Raw genomic sequence first — 15,712 nt, 5'->3', positions numbered from 1 at the left:
ACTTATCCTTTGATCGCCTCGACCAGCGTCGTACCGAGCCGTGCTGGCGACGGCGATACCTTGATGCCGGCCGATTCCATCGCCGCGATCTTGTCTTCCGCGCCGCCCTTGCCGCCCGAGATGACCGCGCCCGCATGGCCCATGGTGCGGCCCGCCGGCGCCGTGCGCCCGGCGATGAAGCCCGCCATCGGCTTGCTGCGGCCACGCTTTGCCTCATCCTTGAGGAACTGCGCGGCGTCTTCCTCGGCCGAGCCGCCGATCTCACCGATCATGATGATCGACTTGGTCTCATCGTCGGCAAGGAACATCTCCAGCACGTCGATGAACTCCGTGCCTTTGACCGGATCGCCGCCAATGCCGACGGCGGTGGTCTGGCCGAGACCGACATTGGTGGTCTGGAACACCGCCTCATAGGTAAGCGTTCCCGAGCGCGAAACAACGCCGACCGAGCCCTTGCGGAAGATGTTGCCGGGCATGATACCGATCTTGCATTGGTCGGGGGTCAGCACGCCGGGGCAGTTCGGCCCGATCAGCCGCGATTTCGAGCGGTCGAGCCTCGCCTTGACCTTGATCATGTCCATCACCGGTATGCCCTCGGTGATGCAGACGATCAGCGGGATCTCGGCCTCGATCGCTTCCAGGATCGCTTCGGCGGCACCCGCCGGCGGCACGTAGACGACCGAAGCGTTGGCGCCGGTCTTCGCCTTGCCTTCGGCTACGGTGGCGAAGATCGGCAGTGCCTCGCCCTTGGCGCCGGTCCAGATCTCGCCGCCCTTCTTGGGATGGATGCCGCCGACCATTTTCGTGCCGTGATAGGCCAGCGCCTGTTCGGTGTGGAACGTGCCGGTCTTGCCGGTCAGGCCCTGCACCAGCACCTTGGTGTTCTTGTCGACGAGAATGGACATGGTGGTCCTTTTCAAAAACCGTTGATCGGGGAAGGCCGCGCGCTCATCGTCACAACCGCTTCAGCTCGGCGACGGTCAGGTCGCTCTTGGCGTTGCCGGTGTTGAGCGTCGTCGCCGGCTCGAACATCAGCACCACAGGTTCTTCGCTCAGCGAGCGCGGCCGGTGCTCGACGGCGCGCGGCACGACGATGAACTCGCCGCTGGAAAGCTCCACCGTGCCGTCGCGGAAATCGATGGCGATGCGGCCGCGCAGCACCAGGAAGGCCTCGTCTTCATTGTCGTGCGCGTGCCAGTCGAAGACGTCGCCGAACTTGGCGATCTTGACCTGGGAATCGTTGACGTCGCCGGCAATATGCGGATCGAAGACCTTCTTGATCTTCGTATCCGCCGCCTCGACGAGGTTTATCTTGTGCGGAGGCACAGACTCAGCCCTTCACCGCCGCCACGATCTTCTTGGCCGCATCGTCGAGATCATCGGCCGACACTACGTTCAGCCCGCTGTCGTTGATGATCTTCTTGCCGAGCTCGGCATTGGTTCCTTCCAGCCGCACAACCAGCGGCACTTGCAGGCCGACCTCCTTGACCGCGGCGATGACGCCCTCAGCGATGATGTCGCACTTCATGATGCCGCCGAAGATATTGATAAGAATGCCTTTGACCGCTGGATCCTTGGTGATGATCTTGAACGCCGCCGTCACTTTTTCCTTAGACGCGCCGCCGCCGACATCGAGGAAGTTGGCCGGCTCGGCGCCGTAGAGCTTGATGATGTCCATCGTCGCCATGGCAAGGCCGGCGCCGTTGACCATGCAGCCGATATTACCGTCGAGCGCGACATAGGCCAGGTCGTATTTCGACGCCTCGATCTCCTTCTCGTCCTCTTCGGTGGTGTCGCGCAATTCGAGCACGTCCGGGTGGCGGAACAGCGCATTGTTGTCGAACGACACTTTTGCGTCGAGCACGCGCAGCCGGCCGCTCTTCATGACGATCAGCGGGTTGATCTCGAGCAGGCTCATGTCCTTCTCGACAAATGCCTTGTAGAGGATCGGAAACAGCGTGCCACCATCTTTGGCGGCGTCGCCGTCGAGCCTCAGTGCGGCGTTGAGCGTGTTCACATCGTCGGCCGTCACGCCCTTTTCCGGGTCGATGGCGACGGTGATGATCTTTTCCGGCGTGTCGTGGGCGACCGCCTCGATGTCCATGCCGCCCTCGGTCGAGACGACGAAGGCGACGCGCCCGACCGAGCGGTCGACCAGGATCGACAGATAGAGCTCGCGCTCGATGTCAGCGCCGTCCTCGATGTAGAGCCGGTTGACCTGCTTGCCGGCCGGGCCGGTCTGCTTGGTGACCAGCGTATGGCCGAGCATCTCCTTGGCGTTGGCGACGACCTCGGCCACCGACTTCGCCAGCCTGACGCCGCCCTTCGCATCGGCGCCGAGCTCCGTGAACTTGCCCTTGCCGCGGCCGCCGGCATGGATCTGGCTCTTGACCACATAGAGCGGGCCGGGCAGCGCCTTGGCGGCGGCTTCCGCCTCGCTCGCCTTGAACACCGGCACGCCCTCGGCCACCGGTGCGCCAAAACCTTTCAGCAGCGCCTTGCCCTGATACTCATGGATGTTCATGCGCTATGTCTCCAGCTTGTTTGGCGGGCTTGGTTGCCGGCTTATTTGGCCGCGAGATGCGGAGCGATCTTGACGCAGGCGTCGCACAGACCCTGCACCGCGGCGACCGAACTGTCGAACATCTTCTGTTCGCTTTTCGCCAGTTCGATCTCGATGATACGCTCGACGCCGCCGGCGCCGATCACCACGGGAACGCCGACATAGGTGTTCTTGACGCCATATTGGCCGGAAAGAAAGGCAGCACAGGGCAGCACCCGCTTCTTGTCCTTGAGATAGGCTTCGGCCATGGCGATGGCCGAGGCGGCGGGCGCGTAGAAGGCCGAACCGGTCTTGAGCAGGCCGACGATCTCGGCGCCGCCGTCGCGGGTGCGCTGCACGATCTGGTCGAGCCGCTCCTTCGAGGTCCAGCCCATCTTGATGAGGTCGGGCAGCGGGATGCCGGCAACGGTGGAATAGCGGATCATCGGCACCATGGAATCGCCGTGGCCACCGAGCACGAAGGCGGTGACATCCTCGACCGAGACCTTGAATTCCTCGGCCAGGAAATAACGGAAGCGCGAACTGTCGAGCACGCCGGCCATGCCGACGACATGGCTCTTCGGCAGGCCGGAAAACTTCTGCAGCGCCCAGACCATGGCGTCGAGCGGATTGGTGATGCAGATGACGAAGGCCTTCGGCGCGTATTTCTTGAGGCCGGCGCCGACCTGCTCCATCACCTTCAGATTGATGCCCAGAAGATCGTCGCGGCTCATGCCGGGCTTGCGCGGCACGCCGGCGGTGACGATGCAGACGTCGGCGCCCTCGATGCCGGCATAGTCGTTGACGCCGGTCAGCCTGGAGTCGAACCCATCGACCGGCGACGACTGCGCGATGTCCAGCCCCTTGCCTTGCGGGATGCCTTCGGCGATATCGAACAGCACGACGTCGCCGAGATCCTTGAGGCCGACCATGTGGGCGAGGGTGCCGCCGATCATGCCCGAGCCGATGAGCGCTATCTTGTTGCGTGCCATGTCAGGATGTTTTCCCTTTGACTATGACGGCGCCCAAATCCTTGACGATTTGATGACGGCGTCGGAGGAAGAGGCCGGAATGCTGCGGAACCGCGAAATTCGCCGCACGCAATAGCCCCGGCCGTGCAAAAATTCAAACGATTATTTTGGAGTGAGTAATTTCAATCGGTTAGAAACAATGGGACTTACGTAAACGTAAAAGTTCTGAAGCCGGCTAGAGGAATTCTACACAATGGCATCTGAAATCAGAAGGCTATTTCCGGGCGATGACGCCCTTGTGATGCGGGTTTGCCGACGAGGTTTTCGATGAGCCGGTCAGGCCGGATCGACTCTCTGCCTATCTCGCGGCGCCCGGCCATTTCATGATCGTGGCCCTCGCCGACGGCGTCGTTATCGGCCAATGCGCCGCGATCGTCCACCGGCACCCGGACAAGGTGAGCGAACTCTACATAGACGAGGTCGGCGTGGCGCCGGCCTTTCAACGCCAGGGCATTGCGACGAGGATGCTCGACGCCATGTTCGCACTCGGTCGCGAGCATGGTTGTGAGGAGGCCTGGGTCGGCACCGAGCCGGACAATGTTGCTGCTCGCGCACTTTACGAGTCGCGAAAGGTGCCGCATGGGCCGGCGGAGGATTTTGTGATGTATGTTTATCGATTATAGACGCGGCGGGACGGACCCTTTTAACGATGGCTGGACAGGTGTGAAGGAGCGCTGCAGATCAGCCTGCTGGGCATCGGGCTCCTAGCCCTAAGCCTGCCGCGCCTCTGTCGATGATCCCCGCGCCTTCTGCCTTTCCACCCAATCCTCCAGCCAGTCGTGGCTCTGCATCTCGATCAGCCGCGATGCGGTGCGCTCGAACTCGAAGACCTCGTTGCCGCGCTTGGCCGTATAGAGCTGCGGCGGCGGTGCTGCGGCGCTCATCACCAGCCGCACATGATGATCGTAGAGCGTATCGACCAGCAGGATGAAGCGCTTGGCTTCGTTGCGCTTGCCTTCGCCGAGCACCGGCACATGGTCGATGAAGATGGTCGAGAAACGGCCGGCGATGGCAAGATAGTCACGGGCGCCGAGCGGCCTCTCGCAGAGATCAGCGAAGGAAAACCGCGCCGCCTCGCCGGCAGCACGCGGCACTACGACATGCCGGCCCTTCACCATCAGCATCGTCTCGGCCGTCGGCCTGCCATGCGTCATCACCGCCCAGGCGTCGTCGAGCGCATGGTCGGCGGCGGCATCGGCCGGGGTGACGTAGACCGGCATGCGGCTGAGCTTGTCGAGGCGGTAATCCTTGTCGGCGTCCAGCGCCAGCACCTGCGCGTGGCGCTCCAAGATAGCAACAAACGGCAAGAACAACTGACGGTTCAGGCCGTCACGGTAGAGCTCCTGCGGCGCGACATTGGAAGTGGCGACCAGCACCACGCCATTGGCAAACAACGCCGAAAACAACCTGGACAGGATCATCGCATCGGCGATGTCGGTGACCGAAAACTCGTCGAAGCACAGCACCCAGGCTTCCTCGGCCAGCGCGCGCGCCACCGGTGGGATCGGATCGTCCTCCTTGGCCGTGCCGTTCTTGCGAGCCTGCCGGTGCTTCTGGATGCGATCCTGCACGTCGGCCATGAAATCGTTGAAATGCACGCGGCGCTTGCGCCGCACCGGCAGCAGCTCGAAGAACATATCCATCAGCATGGTTTTGCCGCGGCCGACGCCGCCATGGATGTAGAGGCCCTTGACTGCCTCGTGCACTTCGCGCTTGCGGGCGAACAGCCACCCAAGTGCGCTTGATTTATGCGCCAGCCGCTTTGCCGATATTTCGTCGATCAGCCGGTCGAGCGCAGCGGCGATCCGCTCCTGCGCCGGGTCGCGCCCGATGGCGCCCGTCTCGACCAGATGGTCGTAGCGCTGCTTGACGGTCGCATGGGTCTGGAGGCCGTCACGCAGATGCATCGGTCACGTCGTTCCGGAGCAATTCCAAGAAAAGTGTGTAGCGGTTTTCTGTCCGGAATTGCGTAAAAAACAAAAGAGGGCAATTCCAGGAAAGTGTATAACGGTTTTCCGTCCGGAATTGCGTAACAATAGGGGCGGTTCGATTACCTTGTAAGCGAGATCGGCAGGCCGTTGGAAGTCTGGCCGTCGAATTTCTCGCCGCCCGAGGAATACAGCCGTGCCAGCGTGCCGCCGTTCTCGTCAAAGAGCGTCAGCTGTTTGCCGGCGACGTTCCAGGATTTGATGCCGTCGAGCGGCGCCGGGCAATGCAGCGGTCCGGCGCGATAGCCCGAGCCGAATTTGGTCTGCGGCGTCGCCACCTGACAGCTCTGGCCGGACACGCTTGCCTTCCACACGCCGGCGACGCTGGAGGCGGTCAGGTCGGCCGCGCCGGCCGGCGCCGTCCCGTCGGGCGGCAACGAGGCGACCTGGGTGTTCTGCGGCGCGGTTGGAAATTTCGACGGATCGGCCGGGCCGGGTGTCGCCGGGGGCGGCAGCTGGTTTGCAGTCACCTTGCCGGCGGGCGCAGCTTCCAGCGGCGCCGGCTGCTGCTCGTCCATTGATGAGAACCGCGAGGTTGAACAGCCGCTCGCAACGAGCGCGGCCAGCGATACGGCCAGCAGGCCGGTTTTCGAAAATCTCATTCTTCAACCTCCGTCGGATCCGGCTGGGGGGTGCCGTCCGCGCAATGTCCCTCTCACCAAGATGGAGAAGGTGGCGAAATTTCAACCCGATATGGTTAAAATACGGTTTGCGCCGCTAATGTTGCAAATTTATCGCAAAATGCACATTGCCTGGCTGATACCTCCGGGTCGGTGCGATACGGCGCGCCGGCTCCAAATCCTTGACGTTCACCTCAAATGCTTGCGCCAGCTGGCTCCGGCATTATCTCTTGGCGATCAGCAAACTGCAGGGAGCCGATTTCTTGGCCGCGAGAAAGAGAGCCGCCAACCGCTATTACAGCGGCCCGCCCAGCGATCATTTCGACGGCACCTTGTTCTTCAATCCCGACGGCCGGCCGCCGGGTCGCTTTGCCGATCTGTTGAAATGGCAATTGAGCGGCGAGCGCTCGAAATGGCCGGCGGCGAATCCGAGTCCGTTTCCACCGGCAAGACCGGTCGAGCGGATCGATGGTGCAGCGCTCCGCCTCACCATGGTCGGCCATTCCTCGCTGCTCGTCCAGACAGCCGGCCTGAACATCCTTACCGATCCGGTCTGGTCGCGGCGTGTCTCGCCAATCTCGTTCGCCGGGCCGAAACGCGTCAATCCGCCGGGCATCGCCTTTTCCCATCTGCCGCCGATCGACCTCGTGCTGGTCAGCCACAACCATTACGACCATCTCGACCTCGCCACGCTGAAGCGCCTGAAGGCAACGCACGACCCGCTACTGCTGACGCCGCTCGGCAACGACGCCATCATCGGCGCTGCCGTTCCCGGTATGCGGCTTTCCGCGCATGACTGGGGCGATCGGGTCGATATCGGCGATGACGTCGCCGTGCATGTCGAGCCGGTGCACCACTGGTCGGCCCGCGGTACTCGCGACCGGCGCATGGCGCTGTGGGCGGGTTTCGTCGTCGAAACGCCAAGTGCAAAGATCTATTTTGCCGGCGATACCGGCTTCCACGGCGGTATCAACTACCGGCTGATGGCTGAAAAGCATGGCGGCTTCCGCCTCGCCATCCTGCCGATCGGCGCCTACGAGCCGCGCTGGTTCATGGCGCCGCATCACCAGGATCCGGAGGAGGCGGTGCAAGGCATGCTTTTGTGCAACGCTGGCTATGCCGCCGGCTGCCACTGGGGCACATTCCGGCTCACCAACGAGCCGATCGACGAGCCGGCCAGAAAGCTCGGCGAAGCGCTTGGAGCCGCCGGTCTGCCGCGGGATCGTTTCCGTGCCTTGCAGCCGGGCGAAGTCTGGGACGTGCCAGAGGTTTAGCGCGGCGGCTGGCCTGACGGCGAAGGCGGCTGCAAAGCTTCCATATGCCTGGCTATATGGGCGGCGTCGCGGCCCACATATGAAAGAAGGCCGGAGCCGAAGGTATGCATCCAATGAAGGCCAAGAAAGTACAGGCCGGGAAAGGCTGTCACGCCACGCTGTTGAATAGGTGCGTTGCGCGAATCGAAAATTGGTAAATCGATCCAGTTATAGTCGAAGCGATATCCCGTTCCCCAGATGACCGAGCCGACGTTCTCACCGGAGATATCCACTGACCGGGCGCCGCCGACTTCCGCCAGGATTGGCGTTGCTGAGCGTTCATTGCCATCGCTGATGTGGTCCGCGACTTCAGGTTTCTCTGCCAGCGCCTCTGCCGCGGAGACAAAATCGTCATAGGACCTATCGGCTTCAGCCAATATCTGCGAGGCATCCCCGGCCACCAACAGTTTTCCATCGGCGCATCCGAGTACACGTCCCAGCACCACTCCACCATCGCGTGCAAAACGGCGGACGTTCATATCGTAACCGCCGTTGACACCGGTTACGACGGTCGAGGGGGGATACCGCCGCTCCGGGAAACTATCGATAGTGATCTCGAAACGTCCCATTTTGTCGAACCACCACAAGACATCCTGGCCGCGATAGCGCCGCGGCACCCGACGATGCGGACTGACCGAAAGATAGACATCGCGCCCGGATTGCTGGAGTTCATCCGCAATCTGGCTACCGGATGCACCACTGCCCACCACCAGCACCACTCCGGGGGGAAGCTCGTCGGGGTTGCGGTACCTCGAAGCGTGAACCTGGTAAACGGATCGAGGCAAATCCTTGGCCGCCGCCGGTACCATCGAACGCTGGAAAGGGCCCGTCGCCACAACGACATTGCGGGCCGTCATGCTGCCGGCGTTTGTCTCCAACGCATAATCGCCGGTATCCCTGTGTCGGAGCTTCGTGACCTCCACACCCTCGCGAACCGGAGCTGCAATTTTTGCCGCATAGTGCTCGATGAACCGCGTGATGGCGGTGTGGTGGGCGAATCCTTCCGGTTCAGGGTCCTGATAAGAAACCCCAGGAAGCTCTATTGCCTGGTTGATGAATTGAAACCGAAGCGAATCCCAACGCTCAGTCCGCCAGCGTCCGGCAATACGCGCGCGTTCCAACACGACATGCTCACGTTCATGTTGGTGAAGATAGTAACTCATGGCGAGCCCCGCCTGGCCGCCACCAATAATGATCGTGTCCCAACGCTCAGTCATTGGAAAACTCTATCGCCGGCCCGCCAAACACGTCGTCAGCTTACGGTCTCGGTGCGGTGAAGATCTTGGGTAAGACGAAAAAAGGGATCCAAGATTGCTTAGCAGCGAAATATCCATTCCCGGACGTCAAATCGACACAACGGTAGCGTTCATTCAACACTATGACAACATTGCATCCGTAGCTGCATATCACAGCCGGGTCCTCGACCCGCCCAGCCACCGCAGGGAACCCAAGCCCTCGCAGAAGCGTTTGTAGGTGTTCAAACCTGCCGGCTGCGAGGTGTCTCTCATGATCAGGTGGATCATCATTCTTTTGATTATCGCGGCCGCGGCAAGCCTGCTCGGCATGCCGGCACTGGCTGGAGCCGCCGCAACCGGCGCCCGCATCCTCATCGGCATCGTGCTGATCATCTTCCTGCTGATCGTGCTTGGCGTATTCGCGGTGACCTGAAAAGCATGCCGCACTGGTAATTTCGGCCGGTATCCGCCATATAGGCGCCAAATCGGCAAGAGACCTTTCGATCCATGGCAAGCGCGGCCCCTTTCGCCAAGATGAACGGTATCGGCAACGAAATCATCGTTGCCGATATGCGTGGCCGTGCCGATCGCGTAACGCCTGCGGCAGCCGTCGCGCTTAATGCCGACGCCGCGACCAGGTTCGACCAGATCATGGCGATCCACGATCCCAGGACGCCGGGCACCGCCTTTTTCATCGACATCTTGAATTCCGACGGAACCAGTGCGCAAGCCTGCGGCAACGGCATGCGCTGTGTCGTCCAGGCGCTCGCCGCCGAGACCGGCCAGAAGACATTTGCCTTTGAAACAGTCGCCGGCATCCTCAATGCCGAGGAACATGCCGACGGAATGATCTCGGTCGACATGGGCAAGCCGCGCTTTGGCTGGCGGGACATCCCGCTGGCCGAGGAGTTTCGCGACACCCGCATGATCGAACTGCAGATCGGCCCGATCGATGCGCCGGTACTGCATTCGCCGTCGGTCGTCTCGATGGGCAATCCGCACGCCATCTTCTGGGTCGACCGCGACGTCTGGTCCTATGAACTCGAGCGCTTCGGCCCGCTGCTCGAAAACCACCCGATCTTCCCTGAGCGCGCCAACATCACCATCGCGCAAGTGACTTCGCCGGAGACCATGGCCATCCGCACCTGGGAGCGCGGCGCCGGCCTGACCAAGGCCTGCGGCTCGGCTGCTTGCGCCGCCGTGGTCGCCGCGGCCCGCACCCGGCGCACCGGCCGCAGCGTCACGCTGATGACGCCCGGCGGCGGCTCGCTGCACGTCCTGTGGCGCGACGACGACCACGTCATCCTGACCGGTGCCGCCGAATGGGAATTTTCCGGCAGCTTCGATCCGTCGACCGGGGCGAGGGCGCGCGACACCGAAAGCGCCGCCTGATGGCTCCTCGTGGCAACAGGGGTATCGACGTCGTCACCTTCGGCTGCAGGCTGAACACCTATGAATCCGAGGTGATGCGGCGTGAAGCCGAAAGTGCGGGCTTCGGCGGGCTCGAAGGCGGCGCTATCATCTTCAACACCTGCGCCGTCACCGGCGAGGCGGTGCGCCAGGCCAAGCAGTCGATCAGAAAAGCCCGCCGTGAGAACCCGGCCGCCCGCATCATCGTCACCGGCTGCGCCGCGCAGACCGGCCCGCAGGATTTCGTCGCCATGGACGAGGTCGATCTCGTCCTCGGCAATGAGGAGAAGCTGAAGGCGCATTCATATCGCGCGCTGCCGGATTTCGGCGTCAACGACACCGAAAAGGCGCGCGTCAACGATATCTTTTCGGTGCGCGAAACGGCCACCCACATGGTCGACGCCATCGAGGGCCGGGCGCGCGCTTTTGTCCAGGTGCAGAACGGCTGCGACCACCGCTGCACCTTCTGCATCATTCCCTACGGTCGCGGAAATTCGCGCTCGGTCCCGATGGGCGCCGTGGTTGAGCAGGTCAAGCGACTCGCCGGCAATGGTTATGCCGAGATCGTGCTGACGGGCGTCGACATGACCAGTTTTGGCGCCGATCTGCCGGGCGCACCGAAGCTCGGCAAATTGGTCAAGACCATCCTGAAGCAGGTGCCAGACGTGAAACGCCTGCGGCTTTCTTCCATCGATTCGATCGAGGCCGACGACGATCTGCTGGACGCCATCGCCACCGAGCCGAGGCTGATGCCGCATCTGCACCTGTCGCTGCAATCGGGTGACGACATGATCCTGAAGCGGATGAAGCGCCGGCACAGCCGCGACCAGTCGATCCGCTTTTGCGAGGATGTGCGCAAACTGCGCCACGGCATCGTTTTCGGCGCCGACATCATCGCCGGCTTCCCGACGGAGACGGATGCCATGTTCGAAAACTCGCTGGAGATCGTCGAGGAATGCGGCCTGACGCATCTCCATGTCTTCCCGTTTTCGCCGCGCCAGGGCACGCCCGCCGCGCGCATGCCGCAGCTTCGCCGCGAAATGGTCAAGCAGCGCGCCGCACGGTTGCGCGCCGCCGGCGAGGTCGCCTACCGCCGTCACCTTTCCTCGCTCGCTGGCACACGCCAGTCGATCCTGGTCGAGCGCGATGGGCTCGGCCGCACCGAAGGGTTTACGCTGGCCGTGTTGTCAGCCGGGGCGCCGGGCGACATCGTCGAGGCTGATATCGCCGGCAATGACGGTATCAGACTGATCGCCGCGCCGCTTGCCGCCCGCGCCGCCTGAGAGCGCAAGACATGGCCGGGTTTTTCAAGAAGATATTTTCGTTCGGCAAGAAGGAAGTTGTCGAGGAGCGGCCCGACGAGACCGCACCGCTGCCGCCGATCAAATGGGACGAACTGGAGGCGCTGAAGCCGGCGGCCGAGCAGGCCGTCCCGGAGTTTTTGAAACGCGAAGAGTCGCGGCCCGAGGCAGACACTGCGCCTCCGCCGTCTGTCGAGACGGAAGCGCCGCCCGCGCCGCAGCCACCGCTCGAACCCGCACCAACCATTCCGCCCGAGCCAGAGATCCAGCCGGAGTCGGAAACGCCTGCTGAGGAGCCGGAAGAAATCCCGGCCGAGCTTGTTATTCCCGAGCCGGAGCAGCCGGAGATTGTCCAGACTGAGCCTCGGTCATCGGAAGCTGGCGCTGCCCCTCATCCGCCTGCCGGCACCTTCTCCCCGTATGGTGACGGGGAGAAGGGGGCTGATCGGCAGGCCGAGCCTCCTTTTGAAAGCGATGAAGAAGAAGCTGCAACGCTGACGTCCCCCTCTCTCCGTCCTTCACGGGGGTCCGAAGGACCGGCGAGACAAGCGGCTCGCCCCGGAACGGGAAAGGGTGAGGGGCAGCGCGAACCTCTGCAAGATACCGCACCGCCCGCCGAGAGCCCCTCCGCAGCGCCCGAAGCGCCGCCGGCCGAAATCCCGCCTCCGCTCCGCCAGCCCGCCCCGGTCGAAACGAAACCGGTCTTGACCGAGATTGCGCCCGAACCAGAGGCCATTCCGCAACCATCGCCGGAGCCAAAACCTGCCCCCGGCAAGGTGACCGTAACCAAGAAGGTCGAGCAGAAGGCCGAGCCGCAAAGAGCGCCCGAACCGGCGCCGAGGCGCTCCTGGTTCCAGCGCATGCGAGACGGGCTGGCCCGCTCTTCCAGGGAGTTGTCCGGCAACATCGCCGGCGTCTTCACCAAGCGCAAGCTCGACGAGGACACGCTGCAGGACCTGGAGGATGTGCTGATCCGCGCCGATCTCGGCATGGAGACGGCTTTGCGCGTTACCGACGCGCTCTCCGCCAGCCGCTACGGCAAGGATGTCTCCGAGACGGAAGTCCGCGCCATCATGGCGGCCGAGGTGGAGAAGGTACTGACCCATGTCGCCATGCCGCTGGAACTCGACCTCAGCCACAAGCCGCACGTCATCCTGGTCGTCGGCGTCAACGGCACGGGGAAAACCACAACCATCGGCAAGCTCGCCGCAAAGCTCACCGATGGCGGCCTCTCGGTGATGCTCGCCGCCGGCGACACTTTCCGCGCCGCCGCGATCGAGCAGTTGAAGATCTGGGGCGAGCGCACCAACTCGCCGGTCATTGCCTCGAAGCTCGGCGCCGACGCCGCCGGCCTCGCTTACGACGCCTTCGAGCGGGCGAAGGAGGCCGGCTCCGACGTGCTGATCATCGACACCGCCGGGCGGCTGCAGAACAAGACCGAACTGATGGCGGAACTGGAAAAGATCGTCCGCGTGCTGGGCAAGCTCGATCCGGAAGCGCCGCACACCGTGCTGCAGACGGTCGATGCCACCACCGGCCAGAATGCGCTCAACCAGGTCGAGATCTTCCGCAATGTCGCCGGCGTCAACGGCCTGGTGATGACCAAGCTGGACGGCACGGCGCGCGGCGGTATTCTGGTGGCGATCGCGGCAAAGCACAAATTGCCGGTCTACTTCATCGGCGTCGGCGAACAGGTCGACGACCTCGAACCCTTTTCCGCAAGCGAGTTCGCCAGGGCGATCGCTGGCGTGGCTTGACGAGCATGATCCCGAAAAGTTGCAGACTTTTTGGATTGGATCGTGCGTAAGAAGGATCCCATGAACCCACCCATCCTCGAACGCGACCTGTCCGATCCGCGACGCAAGGCGTTGAACCCCGGCCTGAAATTCCTGCTCGAACTCGGGCCTGGTCTGGTGTTCTTTTTCACCACCATCCGCGGCGCGTGGCTTGTCGGGAAATTCCCGATCCTCAGCCATATCGGCGAGCCTATCCTGATTGCCACAGCGTTCTTTATGGTGGCGACGGCGCTGTCGCTCAGCGTTTCGTGGATTTTGACGCGCAGCTGGCCGATCATGCCGCTGGTCTCGGCCATCGTCGTGTTTGTGTTTGGTGCGCTGGCGCTGTGGCTGCAGGACAAGACCTTCGCTTTCATGAAGCCGACAATCATCAACAGCCTGTTCGGCATCACGCTGCTTGGCGGGTTGGCGTTTGGCAGATCGCTGTTGGGCTATGTCTTTGATTCCGCCTTCAATCTCGACGCCGAAGGCTGGCGCAAGCTCACTTTCCGATGGGGGCTTTTCTTCCTTTTTCTGGCTGTGCTGAACGAGGTCGTGTGGCGCGATTTTTCTGAGGAAACCTGGCTTTATTTTAAGGTCTGGGGCACGATTCCCATTACCCTTGTCTTCACGTTAAGCCAAATGCCGTTGATCCTGCGCCACTCGCTCGAGGACAAGGCCGCCAAGGAAGAGAAAGCCGGCAAATAGAGCAATTCCAGGAAAAGTGTGTAGCGGTTTTCCGGGGAAAAGCGCGTAGCGCTTTCCCTAGGGAATTGCGTCAGAATAGGAGGAGAGGGGCATGGAATTCATCACCACGCGCGACGAGTTGAGGACGATCTACAAGACGCCTCGGCCGACCGACGGTTCGATCCGCAAGGAACTGAAGGCATTGGACGGCCACTGCCGTTCCTTCATCGGCAAGAGCCCCTTCGTGCTGATCGGCTCGTCCGACGGCGCCGGCAATGCCGATGTGACGCCGAAGGGCGACAGGCCGGGCTTCGTAACAGTGCTCGACGAGAAGACCATCGCCATCCCCGACCGGCCCGGCAACAACCGGCTCGACACGCTGGAGAACATCCTTCTCAATCCCTCGATCGGGCTGCTCTTCCTCATTCCCGGCATGAACGAAACGCTGCGTGTCAATGGCGATGCCCGCATCACGGTCGATGCGTCATTGCGTGAGCGGCTGGCGGTCGACGGCAAGGCACCGCAAAGCGTCGTCGTGGTGACGGTCAAGGCCGCCTACATGCATTGCGCCAAGGCCTTCATGCGCTCCGAATTGTGGAAGCCGGAGAGCTGGTACGACCGCGCGACGCTGCCGACGCTCGGCCAGATCCTGCGCGACCAGTTGGCGCTCGCCGATTCGGCCGAGGCGACCGACCGCTGGCTGGAAGAGGAATACAGAGAGACCATGTGGTAGTGTGCCCGGCGACGAATCGCTCAAGCCGCTTTCCATTCCTTTGCTCAGCATCCTCGCCATCTCCGGCAGCCTGCGCGCCGCCTCGACCAATTCGGCCCTGGTCGCGGCACTCGCGCAAAACGCGCCGCTGGACTGTCACGTCTCCGTCTACGATGGGCTTGCCCGGCTGCCGATTTTCAACCCCGACGACGAGGGCGAGCGGACGCCGCCGCAAGCAGCGGCGCTGATCGACGCGGTCACCGCCGCTGACGGCGTCATCGTCTCCTGCCCGGAATATGCCCATGGTGTGCCAGGCGGCCTGAAGAACGCGCTCGACTGGCTGGTGTCGCGCGATGCAGCCGTCGGCAAACCGGCCATGCTGGTACATGCCTCGCCGCGCTCGCTGTTTGCCCGCGCCGCACTTGCCGAGATCATGCGGACAATGTCTTTCGCGCTCTATGAGGAAGCAGCGCTCGAAATCGCGTTGCTCGGCAAGAAGCCGCCGGAGGTGGAGAAAATCCTGGCGGAACCGGAAAACCGGCTGGCGATGCGCAGCGCCGTTTCGGCCTTCGCGGGCTTCATCCGCTCGCGTTAAGTGGCGCCCATCGTGCTGTCGTATCCCAGGGCAGAGCGAACGCGAAGCGAGCGTCGGCGATCCTTCGCGCCCCCCTCTGTCCTGCCGGACATCTCCCCCACAAGGAGGGAGATTGGCCGTCATCCCTGCTTTCGCCAATCTCCAACGTTGAAAGAAGGGCCATGCGGCGAAGCTGCCGATCTCCCCCCAAGTGGGGGAGATGCCCGGTAGGGCAGAGGGGGGCGCTGTCCCGCAGGCCTCTCGCAAACTTCCGCACTGCCGCTGTGCTCGTCGAGAAATCAGCCCTTGCCCCTCCGCGTCTCGACGTCGGTCTCGCCGACGAACCAGTCGCGTGCAGCGACCTCCTCGAACACCACCCAGACATCGTTGCTGGTCAGGCCGGTGGCGCCGGTGATGGCCGCCGTCACCTGGGCGGTGATCGCGGCCTTTTTTCCGGCCGGGTCGTCGGCAATCACCTCCTTGACCAGGCGGATGTTTACGAATGGCATGGTGCCCTCCCTTGG

16 protein-coding genes and 1 pseudogene are annotated in these 15,712 nt (G+C 62.9%); 9 read left to right on the top strand and 8 right to left on the bottom strand.

Features of this window, described 5'->3' with window-relative positions; genetic code table 11:
* Positions 1 to 2: 2 nt before the first annotated feature.
* The 4 genes from sucD to mdh are packed head-to-tail and all read right to left on the bottom strand — an operon-like array spanning position 3 to position 3,534.
* The gene (sucD, locus tag NKH05_RS02890; protein WP_352481051.1) at positions 3 to 905 is read right to left on the bottom strand and encodes a succinate--CoA ligase subunit alpha; all 903 of its coding nucleotides are present in this window, start codon (positions 903 to 905) and stop codon (positions 3 to 5) included.
* 49 nt (positions 906 to 954) lie between these two features.
* Positions 955 to 1,326: a cupin domain-containing protein gene (locus NKH05_RS02885; protein WP_023723110.1), complete on the bottom strand. Its 372-nt coding sequence runs from the start codon at positions 1,324 to 1,326 to the stop codon at positions 955 to 957.
* 4 nt (positions 1,327 to 1,330) lie between these two features.
* Positions 1,331 to 2,524 (bottom strand): ADP-forming succinate--CoA ligase subunit beta, encoded by a 1,194-nt coding sequence (gene sucC / locus NKH05_RS02880; RefSeq protein ID WP_352481052.1) that lies wholly within the window; start codon positions 2,522 to 2,524, stop codon positions 1,331 to 1,333.
* Between the two features lie 41 nt (positions 2,525 to 2,565).
* On the bottom strand, positions 2,566 to 3,534 hold the full coding sequence (gene mdh / locus NKH05_RS02875; RefSeq protein WP_023723107.1) for a malate dehydrogenase: 969 nt from the start codon (positions 3,532 to 3,534) through the stop codon (positions 2,566 to 2,568).
* 356 nt (positions 3,535 to 3,890) lie between these two features.
* On the opposite strand from mdh, the pseudogene NKH05_RS02870 reads away from it, so the two are divergent.
* Positions 3,891 to 4,196 (top strand): annotated as a pseudogene (locus tag NKH05_RS02870) (GNAT family N-acetyltransferase); the annotation flags it as partial.
* Positions 4,197 to 4,283: 87 nt separating this feature from the next.
* Here the strand turns inward: NKH05_RS02870 and zapE are convergent.
* Positions 4,284 to 5,480: a cell division protein ZapE gene (zapE, locus tag NKH05_RS02865; RefSeq protein WP_352494048.1), complete on the bottom strand. Its 1,197-nt coding sequence runs from the start codon at positions 5,478 to 5,480 to the stop codon at positions 4,284 to 4,286.
* A gap of 143 nt (positions 5,481 to 5,623) precedes the next feature.
* Positions 5,624 to 6,163 (bottom strand): protease inhibitor Inh/omp19 family protein, encoded by a 540-nt coding sequence (locus NKH05_RS02860; RefSeq protein ID WP_023723103.1) that lies wholly within the window; start codon positions 6,161 to 6,163, stop codon positions 5,624 to 5,626.
* A 281-nt stretch (positions 6,164 to 6,444) separates the two neighbouring features.
* Here NKH05_RS02860 and NKH05_RS02855 point away from each other — a divergent pair, with 281 nt between their 5' ends.
* On the top strand, positions 6,445 to 7,455 hold the full coding sequence (locus tag NKH05_RS02855; RefSeq protein ID WP_352588018.1) for an MBL fold metallo-hydrolase: 1,011 nt from the start codon (positions 6,445 to 6,447) through the stop codon (positions 7,453 to 7,455).
* Here NKH05_RS02855 and NKH05_RS02850 read toward each other — a convergent pair.
* A complete protein-coding gene (locus NKH05_RS02850) occupies positions 7,452 to 8,711 on the bottom strand; it encodes a flavin-containing monooxygenase (RefSeq protein ID WP_352588015.1) in 1,260 nt (419 codons plus the stop codon). The two genes, NKH05_RS02855 and NKH05_RS02850, sit on opposite strands and share 4 nt — an antisense overlap.
* A gap of 289 nt (positions 8,712 to 9,000) precedes the next feature.
* Between NKH05_RS02850 and NKH05_RS02845 the strand changes: the two genes are divergently transcribed.
* From NKH05_RS02845 to NKH05_RS02815, 7 genes are all read left to right on the top strand, one after another.
* Positions 9,001 to 9,162 carry a DUF1328 family protein gene (locus NKH05_RS02845; protein WP_031195454.1) on the top strand — a complete coding sequence of 54 codons (162 nt, stop codon included), beginning with the start codon at positions 9,001 to 9,003 and terminating at the stop codon, positions 9,160 to 9,162.
* 74 nt (positions 9,163 to 9,236) lie between these two features.
* Positions 9,237 to 10,121, top strand: a complete 885-nt coding sequence (gene dapF, locus NKH05_RS02840) for a diaminopimelate epimerase (RefSeq protein ID WP_353025009.1) — start codon at positions 9,237 to 9,239, stop codon at positions 10,119 to 10,121.
* Positions 10,121 to 11,422 carry a tRNA (N(6)-L-threonylcarbamoyladenosine(37)-C(2))-methylthiotransferase MtaB gene (gene mtaB, locus NKH05_RS02835; protein ID WP_352856362.1) on the top strand — a complete coding sequence of 434 codons (1,302 nt, stop codon included), beginning with the start codon at positions 10,121 to 10,123 and terminating at the stop codon, positions 11,420 to 11,422. Before dapF ends, mtaB begins: the two co-directional genes overlap by 1 nt.
* Before the next feature lie 11 nt (positions 11,423 to 11,433).
* A complete protein-coding gene (gene ftsY, locus NKH05_RS02830; protein ID WP_352588007.1) occupies positions 11,434 to 13,197 on the top strand; it encodes a signal recognition particle-docking protein FtsY in 1,764 nt (587 codons plus the stop codon).
* A gap of 60 nt (positions 13,198 to 13,257) precedes the next feature.
* Positions 13,258 to 13,923: a septation protein A gene (locus tag NKH05_RS02825; RefSeq protein WP_352494043.1), complete on the top strand. Its 666-nt coding sequence runs from the start codon at positions 13,258 to 13,260 to the stop codon at positions 13,921 to 13,923.
* Between the two features lie 91 nt (positions 13,924 to 14,014).
* The gene (locus tag NKH05_RS02820) at positions 14,015 to 14,635 is read left to right on the top strand and encodes a pyridoxamine 5'-phosphate oxidase family protein (RefSeq protein ID WP_352494042.1); all 621 of its coding nucleotides are present in this window, start codon (positions 14,015 to 14,017) and stop codon (positions 14,633 to 14,635) included.
* A 40-nt stretch (positions 14,636 to 14,675) separates the two neighbouring features.
* Positions 14,676 to 15,209 (top strand): NADPH-dependent FMN reductase, encoded by a 534-nt coding sequence (locus tag NKH05_RS02815; RefSeq protein ID WP_352494228.1) that lies wholly within the window; start codon positions 14,676 to 14,678, stop codon positions 15,207 to 15,209.
* Positions 15,210 to 15,487: 278 nt separating this feature from the next.
* Here NKH05_RS02815 and NKH05_RS02810 read toward each other — a convergent pair whose 3' ends face one another.
* Complete coding sequence (locus tag NKH05_RS02810; RefSeq protein WP_352494041.1) at positions 15,488 to 15,697, bottom strand: tautomerase family protein; 210 nt, start codon at positions 15,695 to 15,697, stop codon at positions 15,488 to 15,490.
* Between the last annotated feature and the right edge of the window lie 15 nt (positions 15,698 to 15,712).

Source organism: Mesorhizobium sp. M1399, from assembly GCF_040317735.1.
GTDB lineage: Bacteria > Pseudomonadota > Alphaproteobacteria > Rhizobiales > Rhizobiaceae > Mesorhizobium.
Note: the sequence above shows the minus strand (reverse complement) of the source record. Positions and strands in the feature narration are given on the sequence as shown.